The 14,331-nt window shown below is 66.3% G+C and carries 15 protein-coding genes; 6 read left to right on the top strand and 9 right to left on the bottom strand.

Annotation, left to right across the window (positions count from 1 at the left end):
• Positions 1 to 232: 232 nt before the first annotated feature.
• From K5H97_RS01090 to K5H97_RS01070, 5 genes are all read right to left on the bottom strand, one after another.
• Complete coding sequence (locus K5H97_RS01090) at positions 233 to 1,471, bottom strand: heme biosynthesis protein HemY (RefSeq protein ID WP_028688604.1); 1,239 nt, start codon at positions 1,469 to 1,471, stop codon at positions 233 to 235.
• Positions 1,468 to 2,568 carry a uroporphyrinogen-III C-methyltransferase gene (locus K5H97_RS01085; RefSeq protein WP_028688605.1) on the bottom strand — a complete coding sequence of 367 codons (1,101 nt, stop codon included), beginning with the start codon at positions 2,566 to 2,568 and terminating at the stop codon, positions 1,468 to 1,470. The genes K5H97_RS01090 and K5H97_RS01085 overlap by 4 nt, the downstream gene beginning before the upstream one ends.
• A 46-nt stretch (positions 2,569 to 2,614) precedes the next feature.
• Complete coding sequence (locus K5H97_RS01080; RefSeq protein WP_028688606.1) at positions 2,615 to 3,382, bottom strand: uroporphyrinogen-III synthase; 768 nt, start codon at positions 3,380 to 3,382, stop codon at positions 2,615 to 2,617.
• Positions 3,379 to 4,320 carry a hydroxymethylbilane synthase gene (gene hemC / locus K5H97_RS01075; RefSeq protein WP_028688607.1) on the bottom strand — a complete coding sequence of 314 codons (942 nt, stop codon included), beginning with the start codon at positions 4,318 to 4,320 and terminating at the stop codon, positions 3,379 to 3,381. The genes K5H97_RS01080 and hemC overlap by 4 nt, the downstream gene beginning before the upstream one ends.
• Before the next feature lie 167 nt (positions 4,321 to 4,487).
• On the bottom strand, positions 4,488 to 5,237 hold the full coding sequence (locus K5H97_RS01070; protein WP_028688608.1) for a LytR/AlgR family response regulator transcription factor: 750 nt from the start codon (positions 5,235 to 5,237) through the stop codon (positions 4,488 to 4,490).
• Positions 5,238 to 5,534: 297 nt separating this feature from the next.
• Here K5H97_RS01070 and argH point away from each other — a divergent pair, with 297 nt between their 5' ends.
• The gene (gene argH / locus K5H97_RS01065; protein ID WP_028688609.1) at positions 5,535 to 6,929 is read left to right on the top strand and encodes an argininosuccinate lyase; all 1,395 of its coding nucleotides are present in this window, start codon (positions 5,535 to 5,537) and stop codon (positions 6,927 to 6,929) included.
• A 122-nt stretch (positions 6,930 to 7,051) separates the two neighbouring features.
• Here argH and K5H97_RS01060 read toward each other — a convergent pair whose 3' ends face one another.
• Positions 7,052 to 7,711, bottom strand: coding sequence for a glutathione S-transferase (locus tag K5H97_RS01060; protein ID WP_028688610.1), 660 nt, complete (start codon positions 7,709 to 7,711; stop codon positions 7,052 to 7,054).
• 146 nt (positions 7,712 to 7,857) lie between these two features.
• Between K5H97_RS01060 and K5H97_RS01055 the strand changes: the two genes are divergently transcribed.
• From K5H97_RS01055 to K5H97_RS01045, 3 genes are all read left to right on the top strand, one after another.
• Complete coding sequence (locus tag K5H97_RS01055) at positions 7,858 to 8,160, top strand: hypothetical protein (RefSeq protein ID WP_028688611.1); 303 nt, start codon at positions 7,858 to 7,860, stop codon at positions 8,158 to 8,160.
• Between the two features lie 51 nt (positions 8,161 to 8,211).
• Positions 8,212 to 8,463, top strand: coding sequence for a TIGR02647 family protein (locus tag K5H97_RS01050; RefSeq protein WP_028688612.1), 252 nt, complete (start codon positions 8,212 to 8,214; stop codon positions 8,461 to 8,463).
• A 166-nt stretch (positions 8,464 to 8,629) separates the two neighbouring features.
• A complete protein-coding gene (locus K5H97_RS01045) occupies positions 8,630 to 11,494 on the top strand; it encodes a class I adenylate cyclase (protein WP_028688613.1) in 2,865 nt (954 codons plus the stop codon).
• 45 nt (positions 11,495 to 11,539) lie between these two features.
• Here the strand turns inward: K5H97_RS01045 and rnk are convergent, their stop codons facing one another.
• The 3 genes from rnk to cyaY form a co-directional block, all read right to left on the bottom strand.
• Positions 11,540 to 11,950 (bottom strand): nucleoside diphosphate kinase regulator, encoded by a 411-nt coding sequence (rnk, locus tag K5H97_RS01040; RefSeq protein WP_028688614.1) that lies wholly within the window; start codon positions 11,948 to 11,950, stop codon positions 11,540 to 11,542.
• A gap of 156 nt (positions 11,951 to 12,106) precedes the next feature.
• Positions 12,107 to 12,325, bottom strand: coding sequence for a DUF1289 domain-containing protein (locus K5H97_RS01035; protein ID WP_028688615.1), 219 nt, complete (start codon positions 12,323 to 12,325; stop codon positions 12,107 to 12,109).
• Position 12,326: 1 nt separating this feature from the next.
• Positions 12,327 to 12,659, bottom strand: coding sequence for an iron donor protein CyaY (gene cyaY, locus K5H97_RS01030; RefSeq protein ID WP_028688616.1), 333 nt, complete (start codon positions 12,657 to 12,659; stop codon positions 12,327 to 12,329).
• A gap of 207 nt (positions 12,660 to 12,866) precedes the next feature.
• Here cyaY and lptM point away from each other — a divergent pair, with 207 nt between their 5' ends.
• Positions 12,867 to 13,073: an LPS translocon maturation chaperone LptM gene (gene lptM, locus K5H97_RS01025; RefSeq protein ID WP_050703271.1), complete on the top strand. Its 207-nt coding sequence runs from the start codon at positions 12,867 to 12,869 to the stop codon at positions 13,071 to 13,073.
• 9 nt (positions 13,074 to 13,082) lie between these two features.
• Positions 13,083 to 14,330, top strand: coding sequence for a diaminopimelate decarboxylase (gene lysA, locus K5H97_RS01020; protein WP_028688617.1), 1,248 nt, complete (start codon positions 13,083 to 13,085; stop codon positions 14,328 to 14,330).
• Position 14,331: the final 1 nt, after the last annotated feature.

Below are 14,331 nucleotides of genomic sequence, written 5' to 3'. Positions count from 1 at the left end.
TTGTATCAAGGCGCTACAGTGCAGACAAGTCGCTGAATGGCTAGAGAATCATTTTTGTGGAGCGTGGGAATATTCCGACGCGAAGGAAGGAAGATTCAACGCCCTCCCCGCAGAGGGCGCGTCTTGAGTCATCGCTCATCAGAAAATGCAACACGCCGCTGGCAAAACATCGCACCTGCACCGGCAGGCATGCCCGCGATGCGCAACAGTACGTCACGTGGCCACTGAGCCCTCAGGCCCGAACACCCTCCGGCAGCGGCAACGCCAGCAGGCGCTCATCCAGCAGCCCCAGGCCCTCCTGGAACAGCTGATTGCTGCGCTCGGTCTCACCAAGCCCGGCCAGCAAGCGTGCCAGCTCGGCGCAGGTTTCCGGATTGCGCTCCATGCGCAGACTGCTCTCCAGATAATCACGCGCCTTGCCCCACAAGCGGTTCTGCAGGCTCAGCCGGCCGAGGGTGAGCAGCAGGCTCGGGTCCTGCGGATGCTCCTTCAGCCAGCCTTCGGCCGTCTGCAACTGGCGCGCCGGATCGTCGCCGCGCACCAGCCCGTACAGGCGTGCCAGGTGGCTTTCGTAGCCGCGCTTGAGCGCGCCGCGAAGCACCTGCTCGGCCTCGCCCTGGGCACCGACCTGACGCAGCTGTTCGGCATAGGCAGACACCAGTTGCGGCTCTTGACGCTGAGCATTGGTCAGCTGTTGCCAGGCGCGCTCGAGCGCCTGGCGCGCCGTCTGCGGATCCTCGCCACGGGTCGCCGCCAGGCCCAGGTTCTGGCCCCAGGCGCGCTGCTCCAGGTCGGCAAGCTCCGCCGCGGGCAGCACCTTGTGCTTGCGCAAGTCCGGCAGCAGGCGGATCAACGCCGGCCAGTCACCGCGCTCCAAGTGCAGGCGCTGCAGCAGGCGCAACACCTGGGCATTGTGCGGGTGACGCTCCTGCATCGCCTGCAGGGCCTCCAGCGCACCCTCGCTCTCGCCCCGGTCCATCTGCAACTGGGCATGGGTCAGGGCAACGGCGAGCTCCGCCTGGGGCTGGCGCTCCAGGGCGCGTTCGAGCAGGTTGTCACGCTCCTCCACCCGTCCCAGTTCGTTGGCGGCGCGAGCGGCACCGAGGTAGTAGAGCAGTGGCTGGCGGTCGGACTCGGCGGCACGCTGCAAGTGGCGCTGGGCACTCGCCCAGCGCCCCTCGGCCAGGTCCAGCTGGCCTTGTTCGACGGCGATCCGGGTACGGCGGCTGCGGTTGCGCCGCGACCACGGGTTGACCACCCCGGACGAGGTCAGCACCAGGCCGACCAGGTAACGCAGCAGCAACAGCAGCACGATGATGCCAACCAGCGCGCCGAGCGCCGCCCACAGCCCGGACTGATAGCGGAAGCCGCCGTAGGCGATCAGCACGTAGCCGCTATGCTTGGCAATCGCGATGCCCAGCGCCGCGGCAACGACGATCGCCAGCACCGCCAGCAGGTACACTCGCTTCATGGCTTGGCCCCCTCGGCGGCGGCCGGTAGGTGGCGACGCTGGATGTAGGCCTGCACCGCGGCCAGGCTCTCGCTCAGGTCAGGCGTGACCACCGACACCGGCTGTTCGGCCAGCTGGTTGAAGCTGTCGAGCATCGCCTTGCTTTGCGGGTTGTCCGGGTTGAAGTTGGCCAGCAACACGCTGCGCGCGTCGTCCAGGGCCTGGGCATAGACCTTGGCCTCGCCGTTGAGCGCCGCCCATTGCGCCTGCTCGATGGTCAGGCTCAGGGCCAGGCGCAGCTGGTTGAGCGACTGCCCGGACAGCAGCGGGCGGACGTTGTCGTCGGCATTGAACTCGATCTGGAAGTACTTGGAGATCTCCGCCCACCACTGCGACCAGCGGCTGGCGCCGTCGCCATCGGCGGTCAGCGCGCCCATGGCGTCGGCTTTGCTGTCGAACTCCGGCGACTGGGCGCTGAGCTGCTGCACCAGTTCACGCTGCGCGGCGAGCTTGAGGAACAGCCCAGTGCGATCCGGCTGCTCGGTGCTGGACAGCGTCGCCAGGCTGCGGGCCAGTTGCTCGCGGGCGGCGAAGGCGCCCGGGTCGCTCTGCTCGCGGAGGATCTCATCGGCACCTTCGACCAGCGCCTTGGCGCTGGTGATGTCCTGCAGCGCCGACAGGCGCAGGGTGGCCAGGCGCAACAGGTGCTCGGCCTCGGCCAGGCGCCACTCCTTGCGGCTTTCGCCGAGCACGGTTTCCAGGCGCTGGCTCAGGCGCTGCTGGTCGCCCTGCAATTGCGCCACAAGGCGCCGGCGGTCTTCCAGCTCACTGGCTGCCGGCAAGCTGGCCAGCTGCGCGCTGAGCTGCTGCTCGCGCTGCTGCAGCGCGTCGGCGCGTTGATTGAGGGCTTGCAGGTGTTCGCCCTGGCCTTGCTCGCTGCCTTGCAGCTGACGGACCTGCCAGACGCTCCAGCCGCCGACCGCGACGCCGGCGGCGCCCAGCAGCAGGGCCAGCAGCGCCAGGCCGTTGCCGGAGCGTCGGGCGGGCTTGGCGGTGGCGGATTGCGGCGCCTCGGGCGCCGCGGGCTGTTCAGTGTTGGACAAGACAGTTTCGCTCACGTATCCATCCTTTGCATGGTGGCGCATAGCTCTCTAGCTTAGCGCCTTAAGGGGCAGGCGCAGCGGTTCGCTGCACGGCTGCCAGCAAGGCCGCGGCGCTGGCGCCACGGCAATCCACAATGTCTTTCGCCCCGAGCGCTCGGGCCTGCTCGGCCACCCGGGGGCTGGGCACGAACAGCGGCAAGCGGGAAAACCGCGGCCAATCCGCACCCGCCAGTCGCTGCAAGTGTTCCAGACCCTGCCCACTGCTGACCACCAAGCCATTGAGGCGTTCCCCATCGATGCGCTGGGCGAGGGTCGTGGCAGGGTAGTGCGGCAGGCAGCGGCGATACAATTCCAGATAATCGACACTAGCACCTTGCTCGGCAAGACGCTCGGCCAGCAGTTCACGACCTCCGACGCCGCGCACGATAAGGACGCGGGGTGCCGACACGGCGATAGCCTCGCGCAGGGCGGGCAATGCGAGCAAGGCTTCGCTGTTGTCGCCGACAGCCGGGAAGGCCACCTGCAACCGGCGCTCCTGAAGGATCCGCGCGGTTGCCTCGCCCACCGTGAACCAGCCGGCGAACGGCGGCGTCACTCCCGCTTGGGCGAGTTGCTCCAGCAGCAGGCGGGCCGCCGGTTTGCTGACCACGATGATGGCGTGGGCCTCGGCGATCGCCCGCAGGCGCTGCAACTGCTCAGGGGCCGGCGCGATCGCCTCGATCACCAGCAACGGCAGGCTGGCGCTGGCGATGCCCGCGTCGGCCAGGGTCTGCGCCAGCGCCGCACAGTCCTCTTCAGGGCGGGTCAGCAGCAGGCGCCAGGGGCTCACGGGTGGCCGGCCTCGCCGTAGACTTCCTTGAGGATCGCCTCGGCCCCCTGCCCGAGCAGGTCTTCAGCGACCTGCACACCCAGGCGCTCGGCATCGGCACGCGGCGCCCGGGCCTCGGCCACCAGCAAGGTGCCGCCGGAGGGCTGGCCAACCAGGCCGCGCAGCCACAGCTGCTCGCCTTCGAGCACCGCGTAGCAGGCGATCGGCACCTGGCAGCCGCCATTGAGGCGCTTGTTCAGGGCGCGCTCGGCCACCACCCGATCGGCGGTGTCGGCATGGTGCAACGGCGCCAGCAAGGCATGGATCTGGGCGTCGGCGCTGCGGCATTCGATGCCCACCGCGCCCTGGCCGCCCGCCGGCAGGCTGTCATCGACGCTGATGGAGGCAGTGATGCGGTCCTCGAAGCCGAGGCGAATCAGGCCGGCGGCGGCGAGGATGATGGCGTCGTACTCGCCGGCATCGAGCTTGGCCAGGCGGGTGTTGACGTTGCCGCGCAGGAAACGGATCTCGAGGTCGGGCCGGCGCGCCAGCAACTGGGCCTGGCGGCGCAGGCTGGAAGTGCCGACGATGCTGCCGGCCGGCAAGGCCTCGAGGCTGGCGAAGGTGTTGGAAACGAAGGCGTCGCGCGGGTCTTCACGCTCGCAGATGCAGTACAGGCCCAGGCCCTCGGGGAAGTCCATGGGGACGTCCTTCATCGAGTGCACGGCGATGTCGGCCTCGTTGTCGAGCAGGGCGGTTTCCAGCTCCTTGACGAACAGGCCCTTGCCGCCGATCTTCGCCAGCGGCGCGTCGAGCAGCTTGTCGCCGCGGCTGACCATCGGCACCAGGGTCACCAGAAGACCAGGATGCGCCTGCTCCAGGCGGGCTTTGACGTATTCGGCCTGCCACAGGGCCAAGGCACTTTTACGGGTGGCAATGCGGATTTCGCGAGTGGACATGAAGCGCACCGATCCAGAGAAATGCGGTCGATGATAACAGCTCCTCTGGGTGTGCCCGCAGATTCAGATCAGCAAAGCGCCACGCGGGAGCGGGCATGACCCGCGATTGCGATGGCGGGCAACACCTCATCGCGGGGCAAGCCCGCTCCCACGCTACGAACAGGTATTCAGTGCAAGGACTGCATCATCTTGCGCACCCCCGCCACATGGCGGCGGCTGACGGTCAGGGCGTCGCCGTCCAGGCCCTTGAGATAGAGCTGGAAATGCCCCAGCGGCGTGCGCTGCAGGCGCTCGATGCGCTCACGGGCAACCAGCGCGTTGCGGTGGATGCGCACGAAACGCTCGCCAAACTCGTCCTCCAGGGCCTTGAGCGGCTCGTCAAGCAGCACTTCGCCCGCCTCATGGCGCAGGGTGACGTACTTGTGGTCGGCGATGAAGTAGATGACCTGGGGAATGGGGATCAACTCGATGCCTTTGCGGGTACGGGCACTGATATGGCTGCGCGGGCCACCACCGGCATCGCTGGCGGGGCGGGTCAGCGCGGCCAGTTGGGCCCGGTTGGGTTTTTCTGCCCGGCGCAGGGCGTCGCGCAGGGCCTGCGGCTGGATGGGCTTGTCGACATGGCTCAGGGTGCTGTCCCTGAAAGCTTCGCTGCCGTACTCATCGTCGCCGGTGCAGAACACCACCGCCGGCGGCGACTCGCGTTCGCACAGCCGGGCGGCGACCTGCAGGCCATCGAGGCCCGGCATGCCGATATCCAGCAGCACCACATCGGGCTTGAGGCTTTCGATCAGGGTCAGGGCCTCCTCGCCGTTGGTGGCGCTGGGCTCCATCACGGTGTACCCCTCCAGCTCGCCAAGCAGCCGGCTCAGGCGCTCGCGGGCCAGGGGTTCATCATCAACGATCAGGACATTCATAATTGCGCTGGATTCCTGAGTGAGTCTCGCACGGGTATAGCGTAGACAAGTGTGGGGCGACCGAAACGCGGTCACGCTACAGACCGGTGCGAAGGCCAAAGATTCACTGGTCTGGCAGATTCACCGCCAGTCCTTTGTCCAACTGTAGACGCTCCGTGGAACACTGCCGTTCAATCGTTGAATATGCCGCCCCCCCTTGTAACGGGACGATTCTCGCGACCAGCGCCCTGCGGCGGCGGGCGCAACCCTGCTATGATCGGCGCACTTTTTCCGTTCACGCCTTCAACGAGTGAATCCATGAGCACCGACAAGACCAATCAGTCCTGGGGCGGCCGCTTCAGTGAGCCCGTCGACGCCTTCGTCGCCCGCTTCACCGCCTCGGTCGATTTCGACAAGCGCCTGTACCGCCACGACATCATGGGTTCGATCGCCCACGCCACCATGCTGGCGCAGGTCGGCGTCCTCACCGATGCCGAGCGCGACACCATCATCGATGGCCTGAAGACCATCCAGGGCGAAATCGAGGCCGGCTCCTTCGACTGGCGCGTCGACCTCGAAGACGTGCACATGAACATCGAAGCGCGCCTGACCGACCGCATCGGTATCACCGGCAAGAAGCTGCACACCGGCCGCAGCCGCAACGACCAGGTGGCCACCGACATCCGCCTGTGGCTGCGCGACGAGATCGACCTGATCCTGGCCGAGATCACCCGCCTGCAGCAGGGCCTGCTGGAGCAGGCCGAGCGCGAGGCCGAGACCATCATGCCCGGCTTCACCCACCTGCAGACCGCGCAGCCGGTGACCTTCGGCCACCACCTGCTGGCCTGGTTCGAGATGCTCAGCCGTGACTACGAGCGCCTGGTGGACTGCCGCAAGCGCGCCAACCGCATGCCCCTGGGCAGCGCCGCCCTGGCCGGCACCACCTACCCGATCGACCGCGAACTGACCTGCAAGCTGCTGGGCTTCGAGGCCGTGGGCGGCAACTCGCTGGACAGCGTCTCGGACCGCGACTTCGCCATCGAATTCTGCTCGGCGGCGAGCATCGCGATGATGCACCTGTCGCGCTTCTCCGAAGAGCTGGTGCTGTGGACTAGCGCCCAGTTCCAGTTCGTCGACCTGCCTGATCGTTTCTGCACCGGCAGCTCGATCATGCCGCAGAAGAAGAACCCAGACGTGCCGGAGCTGGTGCGCGGCAAGAGCGGCCGCGTGTTCGGCGCCCTGACCGGCCTGCTGACCCTGATGAAAGGCCAGCCGCTGGCCTACAACAAGGACAACCAGGAAGATAAAGAGCCGCTGTTCGACGCCGCCGACACCCTGCGCGACTCACTGCGTGCCTTTGCCGACATGATCCCGGCGATCAAGCCCAAGCACGCGATCATGCGCGAAGCGGCCCTGCGCGGCTTCTCCACCGCCACGGACCTGGCCGACTACCTGGTGCGCCGCGGCCTGCCGTTCCGTGATTGCCACGAGATCGTCGGCCATGCGGTGAAGTACGGTGTCGATACCGGCAAGGACCTGGCCGAGATGAGCCTGGACGAACTGCGCCAGTTCAGCGACCAGATCGAGCAGGACGTGTTCGCCGTACTGACCCTGGAAGGTTCGGTCAACGCCCGCAACCACATCGGCGGCACCGCGCCGGCCCAGGTGCGCGCGGCCGTCGCGCGCGGCAAGGCCTTGCTGGCTTCTCGCTAAGCAGTCAGGGGCCGCTTTGCGGCCCTTTCGCCGGCAAGCCGGCTCCCACTCCGATCACACAGCCCTCAGCGCTTCGCTGTATCCGTGGGAGCCGGCTTGCCAGCAAAAGGCCCCGACGCCAGTCAGCGCTTGCTCTTGATCATTTCCAGGAACGCCGGCATCGCCGCATCCTTGTCCGCCACGATCCGCGCCATGTGCGGGTTCTCGCCCAGCAACTGCAACAGCGCCTTCGCTTGCGGGAAATCCGCCAGGAAGTCGATATTGAGCACCTTCTTGCCCACCGCGCAGGCCAGGTCGACCGAGAAGCAGAACATCAGGTCGGCGATGGTCAGTTGCTCACCGGCCACGTATGGCTGGAACTGCCCGTTGCGCTTGAGGGTGGCGAAGCCCGCCAACAGGTCCGCCCGCGCCCGCTCCTTGATCAGCGGTTCGACCGCCGCGCCGAAGAACGCCTCGGCGTAGCAGGTACGCGCCGGCAGCTCGATATACAGCTCGATTTCCCGCAGCAGCTCGCGCACCTTGGCCTGCCCGAAGGCATCGGCCGGCAGCAGCGCCTTGCCCGGCTGGGTCTGCTCGATGTAGTCGAGGATGACTCCGGTCTCGCTGATGAAACCGTGCTCGGTCTCCAGCACCGGAACCTTGCCGCGAGGGCTGATGGCCAGGGCTTGAGGCAACTGACCGCCGTAGAACGGCACCTCCTCGAAGGGCACGCCCTTCTCCAGCAAGGCCAGCTTGACCATGTTGTAGTAGTTGCTGACTGCGAATCCATGAAGCTTGAGCATTGAGACAGCCTCCAAGGCCGTATGGGGTTGGCCCGGCTGTTATAGCCCCCTGCCCGGCCCTTGACCAGTGGCATGCTCGGCGTTGATGGCCGGGCATTGCCAACCCAGACATGGCACACTATGCGCTTCACCACAGGAGTACCGCCATGAGCGAGCACGACGAGATCGACGGCAACGACGAAGAAGCCTTCACCGAGGCTACCCTCACCCAGGCCATCGAGAACCAGATCGAAAGCGGCGAACCCGCGGCGGCCAAGGCCACCTTCAACAAGCTGACCCTGGTCGGCTACGAGCGCGAGGACATCCTCAATCTCATGGCCCATGTGCTGGCCATCGAAATCGACGCCATGCTCGACGAAGACCGTCCGTTCAACACCGAATGGTATGAAACCGCCCTGCGGGCCCTGCCGGAGCTGCCACCTGAGGCGGATCAAGGCGACATCGAATAAGCCTGACTACACTCCTGACTTCCATCCTTGTCTCGAAGTCAGGAGTTGCCCATGCCTTTTACCCCCGAACTGATCGCCGAACTGGAAGTCCTTTCTCAGTTCAACCTGGATAACCACCAGGAAGGCATCAAGGTTAGCAGCGACGCCTCCCCCGCCCTGGTCGCCGCTGCCAAGCGCTTGCATGACAAAGGGCTCACCGACCAACCCGATGGCGGTTACCTCACCAGCCTTGGTAACGATGCTGCTGAGAGCGTCCGGCTTTTGCTGACCATCCTCAAATCAAAATCCGCCCAGCCGGCCTGAACCCCTGCTCCCGCTCCTGCAGCTCGGCAGACCTGCAGGAGCGGGCTTACCGTCGATGGCTTGCACAGGCGCTGCAAATCTGACGTCAAAAACCCAGCAACCCCTTATCCGAGCGCCCCACTCAGGCTAAACTCGCCAGTGCTCCCCCGGCCTGCCTGAGTGCGCAATGTACCACCCCCATGAAATCCGCCCCGATCTCGACCAAGGCATCGACCGTAAGGAGCTGTCCAAGCTGCGCGCGCGCTTCCTGAAGATCAACCAGGGCCGCCTGGCACGGGCCATGGAAGGGCTGTCCACGCGCCAGCAACTGGTCCTCACCCTGTTGCCGCTGTTCTTCCACGTCAATCACCCGCTGTTGCCGGGCTATGTGTCGGGCACCACCCCCGCCGGCGTATCCGGCTTCGAGCCCGACAGCGACCTGCTGGCCGAGGCCCAGCGCCTGACCCGCTCGTTCACCTACAAACCGCGCCACGGCAAGCCGCAGCAACCAATCCACGGCCTGTTCCTGATGGGCAGCCTGGGCACCCTGGCTCAGGCCGAGCAGAGTGACATGGACCTTTGGGTCTGCCACGCCCCCGACCTGGACGAGCAGGCCCTGGCCGACCTGCGCCGCAAATGCCAGCTGCTCGAAGCCTGGGCCGCCAGCCAGGGCGCCGAGGCGCACCTGTTCCTGATCGAGCCACGCGGCTTCGTCCGGGGCGAGCGCGACAGCCAGCTCAGCTCCGACGACTGCGGCACCACCCAGCACTACCTGCTGCTCGACGAGTTCTACCGCACCGCCATCTGGCTGGCCGGGCGTACGCCGCTGTGGTGGCTGGTGCCGGTGTACCAGGAGCATAACTACCGGGACTTTACCCAGACCCTGCTGGCCAAGCGCTTCATCCGCATCACCGACGCCCTGGACCTCGGCAACCTGGCGCACATACCGCCTGGCGAGTATGTCGGTGCTGGGCTGTGGCAGCTGTTCAAGGGCATCGACTCGCCCTACAAATCGCTGCTCAAGCTGCTGCTCACCGAAGCTTACGCCAGCGAACACCCGCAGGTGCGCTGCCTGAGCCTGGATTACAAGCAGGCCGTGTTCGCCAACCAGCTGGACCTGGACGAGCTCGACCCCTACGTCATGGTCTACCGGCGCATCGAACGCTACCTGCTTCAGCGTGGCGAATCGACGCGCCTGGAGCTGGTGCGGCGCAGCCTGTACCTGAAAGTGAACAAGAAGCTAAGCGACCTGGGCCGCACCCGCAGCGGCGGCTGGCAGCGCCAGCTGCTCGGGCGCCTGACCGAGGAATGGGGCTGGGACGAGCGCCAGCTGGCGTTGCTCGACAGCCGCAGCCAGTGGAAAGTGCGCCAGGTGGCGGTCGAGCGCCGCGAGCTGGTGGCCGAGCTGAACCACAGCTACCGCTTCCTGACCCAGTTCGCCCGCCAGCAGAACGCCAACAGCCGCGCCGACCAGCGCGACCTCAACGTCCTCGGCCGGCGCCTGTACGCCGCCTTCGAGCGACGGGCCGGCAAGATCGAGGTGATCAACCCGGGCATCGCCCCGGACCTGGCCGAAGACACCCTGACCCTGGTGCACTCGCCCAACCGCAAGGAGCCGGGCACCCACCACTGGGGCCTGTACAACGGCAACCTCGGCGTGCACGAGTGGGAGCACTTCAGCCCGATCAAGCGCTGCCGCGAACTGCTCGAGCTGCTCACCTGGGCCCATCGCAACGGCGTGATCGACAGCGGCACACGCCTGGCCCTGCACCCTGGCGCCAGCGACCTGAGCGAGTTCGAGCTGTTCAACCTGATCGGCAGCCTGCAACAGAGCATCCCCCTGCCCCTGGAAACGGTCAGCGAGGTGCGCCTGCTGCAACCGAGCGTGGCCGACGAGATCCTGCTGCTGGTGAATGTCGGGGTCGATCCGCTGCGCCATCACCGCGACCTGAACATCCTGATGACCACCGAGCGCACCGACTCGCTGAGCTACGCCGGGGTGCGCGAGAACCTGGTGCTGACCCTCGACCAGATCACCCTCAACAGCTGGAACGAGGTCCTGGTGCAGCGCTACGATGGCGAGCATGCGCTGGTGCGCTGCCTGCGCGACTTCCTCAACAGCCTGGGCCTGCGCAGCCACCGCCCGCGGGTGCGGGTGCGCTGCTACTGCCACAACCGCGCCCAGGCTATCAGCCAACGGGTCGAGGACATCTTCGACACCGTGCAGCTGCTGCTCGACCAGGGCCTGAATCACCGCTACCTGCTGCAGGTGGCCCAGCACACCCACATCCTCGACCTGCAGCCCGGGCAGATCACCCTGGCCAGCCTCGCCGACCACGACGCGGTGCTGGCGGCCCTCGGCGAGGAGCGCAGCCGCTACAGCCCGCTGCACCTGGACGCCCATGCCCTGCAGGACCATGACCTGCCGCTGGTCCTGGCCCAGGGCCGCCCCGGCTGTATCCAGGTGTTCTACCGGCTGTTCGAAGGCTGGGCCGACCTGTATGTGCTCGACGAGCACAACGCGCTCTGGCAGCAACGGCTGCCGCTGCAGGACGAGCAGCACCTGCTGCTGCCGCTGCAACGCTTCCTGCAATCGATGCTGATGCGCCGCGATGCCCAACTGCCCCTGGACAGCCTGCCGCTGGCGTCGCTGGATATCCTCTACTACCAGTTGCTGCCATCTGGCCTCGGCAAGGCACGCAGCCTGGAGCCGCGACAGACGCCAATGGACAGCCAGAACCAGGCCTACTACGAGGTCCAGGCGATCCTCCAGGCGGGTACCGGCGACGGGGTGCATGTCACGCTCTACTGCGACCAGCAGGAGTTTTCCGAACTGGAGCATGGCGACCAGCTGTATGCCGTGGTCGCCCGGCAGATCCTGGGCCAGCGGCGCAGCAGCGGCCGTTACCGCTGCTACATCACCGACCTCGACCTGTCCGAGCTGCTGGAGGACGAGCAGGGGTCCACCAGCCTGTACCTGCGCTACAAGCGCGAGCTGGAGCAGGCGCTCAACGATGGGCTGGAACAGTTGCAGGCGCGGCTGGAGCCCTGACTCTCTCGGCGTTGACGGGCCGCTCCTACAGGGGAATGCGCAGTATCAGAGATCGAAATCCCCTGCCGCCTCCGGCTGGTACTCGACCGCCAGCAGCTCCAGCTTGAGGGTCTTGCCGCCCGGCGCCGGCCAGTCGATCTGGTCGCCCACCGACAGGCCGAGCAGGGCGCAGCCGATCGGCGCAAGAATCGATACGTTGCCCTCGGGGCCGGCATCCTTCGGGTACACCAGGGTCAGGTGGTAATCCTTGCCGCTGGCACTCTCTCGGCAGTGCACCCGCGAATTCATGGTCACCACGCCGGCCGGCACCTCTTCATGCCCGACCACCTGCTCGGCACGGTCCAGCTCGTCCTGCAGGGCGAGCACACCTGGGGTGCTTTCATCGAGGTCGTCGAGCAGGCGCTCGAGACGCTGCACGTCCAAGCGGGTGAGGATGAGGGAAGGCTTGGTGCTCATGATCCAGTCAGACTCCTTTGAACAGGCAATTTTCAACAGGCAGATAAAGCAAAACCCCGCCCAAGGGCGGGGTTTGCAAAATACTGTGGCGTCATCGACGCAGACCCTGACACTACCACAGCGGGGCAAATACTCAAGCCCACACCTTCGTTGTGCCTATGCCGGTGCTCGCGATTTCAGGGCCAGCGCCTCGCGGCAGATCTGCCGGCGCCGCTCGTCATCGGCCGAGCGCCACTCGCGGATATGCTCGACATGGCGGTGACAGCCGGTGCAGACCTTGTGCTCATCCAGCCGACATATGCTGATACAAGGTGATGGCACCGCCGGGCTCACGTTGCTGTAGAGCGGCTTGGGTGGCCGGGGCAGGTCGCTCATCTCAGATCTCGTCGAAGTCCAGCTTCTCGCCGGCGCGTTCCCAGACGATGCGCTCGAGCATCTCGCCCAGCAGTTCTTCGCTCTTCTCACAGACCCATTTGCCGCTCTCTTCGTCGTAGTCGAAGTGGAAGCCGCCGGACTTGTCCGCCAGCCACAGCTGGCGCAGCGGCTCCTGGCGGCTGAAGATCAGCTGGCTGCCGTTGTCGAACTTGACGGTGAGAACGCCGGCGGAGTTCTCCATGTCCAGGTCCATGCCGCTTTCATCGAACAGGTCTTCCAGGGCCTGTTGGGTCGCATCGACCAGGTCGTGGAAACGCGCTTCGCTCAAACTCATTGCAGGGACCTCGAAAAATGGCTGTACACACGCAAGCCGGGCACGATAAGGGCGAACGCCTCAAGCTACAAGCTAATCGCGGTAAGAAAAAGCCGCATGTCCTTCGGTCGCCCATGCCCGCCGAGCGGGGCTGACCCTTGCATAGGCAATCAGGTGGGCGCTCGGTATACTCGGGCGCAATACTGCATATTTCCAAGGATTTCACCCATGAAACGCCTGATTTCCTCCCTCGCGGCGCTGGTCGCGGTTGCCTGCCTCGTTTCGGCCTGCGGTCAGAAAGGCCCCCTGTACCTGCCTGAAGACGGCAAGGACGGCAAAGGCCCGCGCAAATCGCACCAGCATGCCAAGCCTGTCCAGCCGCAACCGGTGCTGGTGCAGCCGCAAGAGCAGCCAGAAGAGTCGCCCGCGCAGTAAGGAAATCCCATGGACGCATTCAACTACCGCGGCGGCGAGCTGTTCGCGGAAGGGGTGGCCCTGACGGCGATCGCCGAACGCTTCGGCACGCCCACCTACGTGTACTCGCGCGCCCATATCGAGGCCCAGTACCGCAGCTATACCGACGCCCTGCAAGGGGTCGAGCACTTGGTCTGCTTCGCGGTCAAGGCCAACTCCAACCTGGGCGTGCTGAACCTGCTGGCGCGCCTCGGCGCAGGCTTCGACATCGTCTCCGGCGGTGAGCTGGAGCGCGTCCTGGCCGCCGGCGGGCGCGCCGATCGCGTGGTGTTCTCCGGGGTCGGCAAGACCCGTGACGACATGCGCCGCGCTCTGGAAGTGGGCGTGCACTGCTTCAACGTCGAGTCCACCGACGAGCTCGAGCGCCTCCAGGTCGTTGCCGCCGAAATGGGCAAGACGGCCCCGGTTTCGCTACGCGTGAACCCGGACGTCGACGCCGGCACCCATCCGTACATTTCCACCGGTCTCAAAGAGAACAAGTTCGGCATCGCCATCGCCGACGCCGAGGCTATCTACGTGCGTGCCGCGCAGTTGCCGAACCTGGATGTGGTCGGCGTCGACTGCCACATCGGCTCGCAACTGACCACCGTCGAGCCCTTCCTCGACGCCCTCGACCGCCTGCTGGTGCTGGTCGACCGCCTGGCCAAGTGCGGCATCCACCTGCGCCACCTGGACCTCGGCGGCGGTGTCGGCGTGCGCTACCGCGACGAGCAACCACCGCTGCTGGCCGACTACATCGCCGCCATTCGCGAGCGCGTCGGCGAGCGCGACCTGGCCCTGGTGTTCGAGCCGGGCCGCTACATCGTCGCCAACGGCGGCGTGCTGCTGACCCGCGTGGAATACCTCAAGCACACCGAGCACAAGGATTTCGCCATCATCGATGCGGCCATGAACGACCTGATCCGTCCCGCCTTGTACCAGGCCTGGATGGACGTCAGCGCGGTCAAGCCCCGCGAAGGTGAAGGCCGGGCCTACGACCTGGTCGGCCCGATCTGCGAAACCGGCGACTTCCTGGGCAAGGACCGCGTGCTGGACCTGGCCGAGGGCGACCTGCTGGCCGTCCGCTCGGCGGGCGCCTATGGTTTCGTCATGAGCTCCAACTACAACACCCGTGGCCGTTGCGCCGAAGTGCTGGTCGATGGCGACCTGGCCTTCGAAGTGCGTCGCCGCGAGACCGTCGCCGAATTGTTCGCCGGCGAAAGCCTGCTGCCGGAGTGAG

Origin of the sequence: Pseudomonas mosselii (assembly GCF_019823065.1) — a bacterium.
GTDB classification, from domain to species: domain Bacteria; phylum Pseudomonadota; class Gammaproteobacteria; order Pseudomonadales; family Pseudomonadaceae; genus Aquipseudomonas; species Aquipseudomonas mosselii.
This window is presented reverse-complemented; position numbering and strand designations above follow the sequence as displayed.

Bases quoted from the DNA above. Each gene is read 5' to 3' on its own strand.
- K5H97_RS01045 (WP_028688613.1), top strand. From the start codon at position 8,630: ATGTACCACCCCCATGAAATCCGCCCCGATCTCGACCAAGGCATCGAC.
- K5H97_RS01050 (WP_028688612.1), top strand. From the start codon at position 8,212: ATGCCTTTTACCCCCGAACTGATCGCCGAACTGGAAGTCCTTTCTCAG.
- lptM (WP_050703271.1), top strand. From the start codon at position 12,867: ATGAAACGCCTGATTTCCTCCCTCGCGGCGCTGGTCGCGGTTGCCTGC.
- K5H97_RS01035 (WP_028688615.1), bottom strand. From the start codon at position 12,325: ATGAGCGACCTGCCCCGGCCACCCAAGCCGCTCTACAGCAACGTGAGC.
- K5H97_RS01060 (WP_028688610.1), bottom strand. From the start codon at position 7,711: ATGCTCAAGCTTCATGGATTCGCAGTCAGCAACTACTACAACATGGTC.
- lysA (WP_028688617.1), top strand. From the start codon at position 13,083: ATGGACGCATTCAACTACCGCGGCGGCGAGCTGTTCGCGGAAGGGGTG.
- cyaY (WP_028688616.1), bottom strand. From the start codon at position 12,659: ATGAGTTTGAGCGAAGCGCGTTTCCACGACCTGGTCGATGCGACCCAA.
- K5H97_RS01090 (WP_028688604.1), bottom strand. From the start codon at position 1,471: ATGAAGCGAGTGTACCTGCTGGCGGTGCTGGCGATCGTCGTTGCCGCG.
- rnk (WP_028688614.1), bottom strand. From the start codon at position 11,950: ATGAGCACCAAGCCTTCCCTCATCCTCACCCGCTTGGACGTGCAGCGT.
- K5H97_RS01055 (WP_028688611.1), top strand. From the start codon at position 7,858: ATGAGCGAGCACGACGAGATCGACGGCAACGACGAAGAAGCCTTCACC.
- argH (WP_028688609.1), top strand. From the start codon at position 5,535: ATGAGCACCGACAAGACCAATCAGTCCTGGGGCGGCCGCTTCAGTGAG.
- K5H97_RS01070 (WP_028688608.1), bottom strand. From the start codon at position 5,237: ATGAATGTCCTGATCGTTGATGATGAACCCCTGGCCCGCGAGCGCCTG.
- hemC (WP_028688607.1), bottom strand. From the start codon at position 4,320: ATGTCCACTCGCGAAATCCGCATTGCCACCCGTAAAAGTGCCTTGGCC.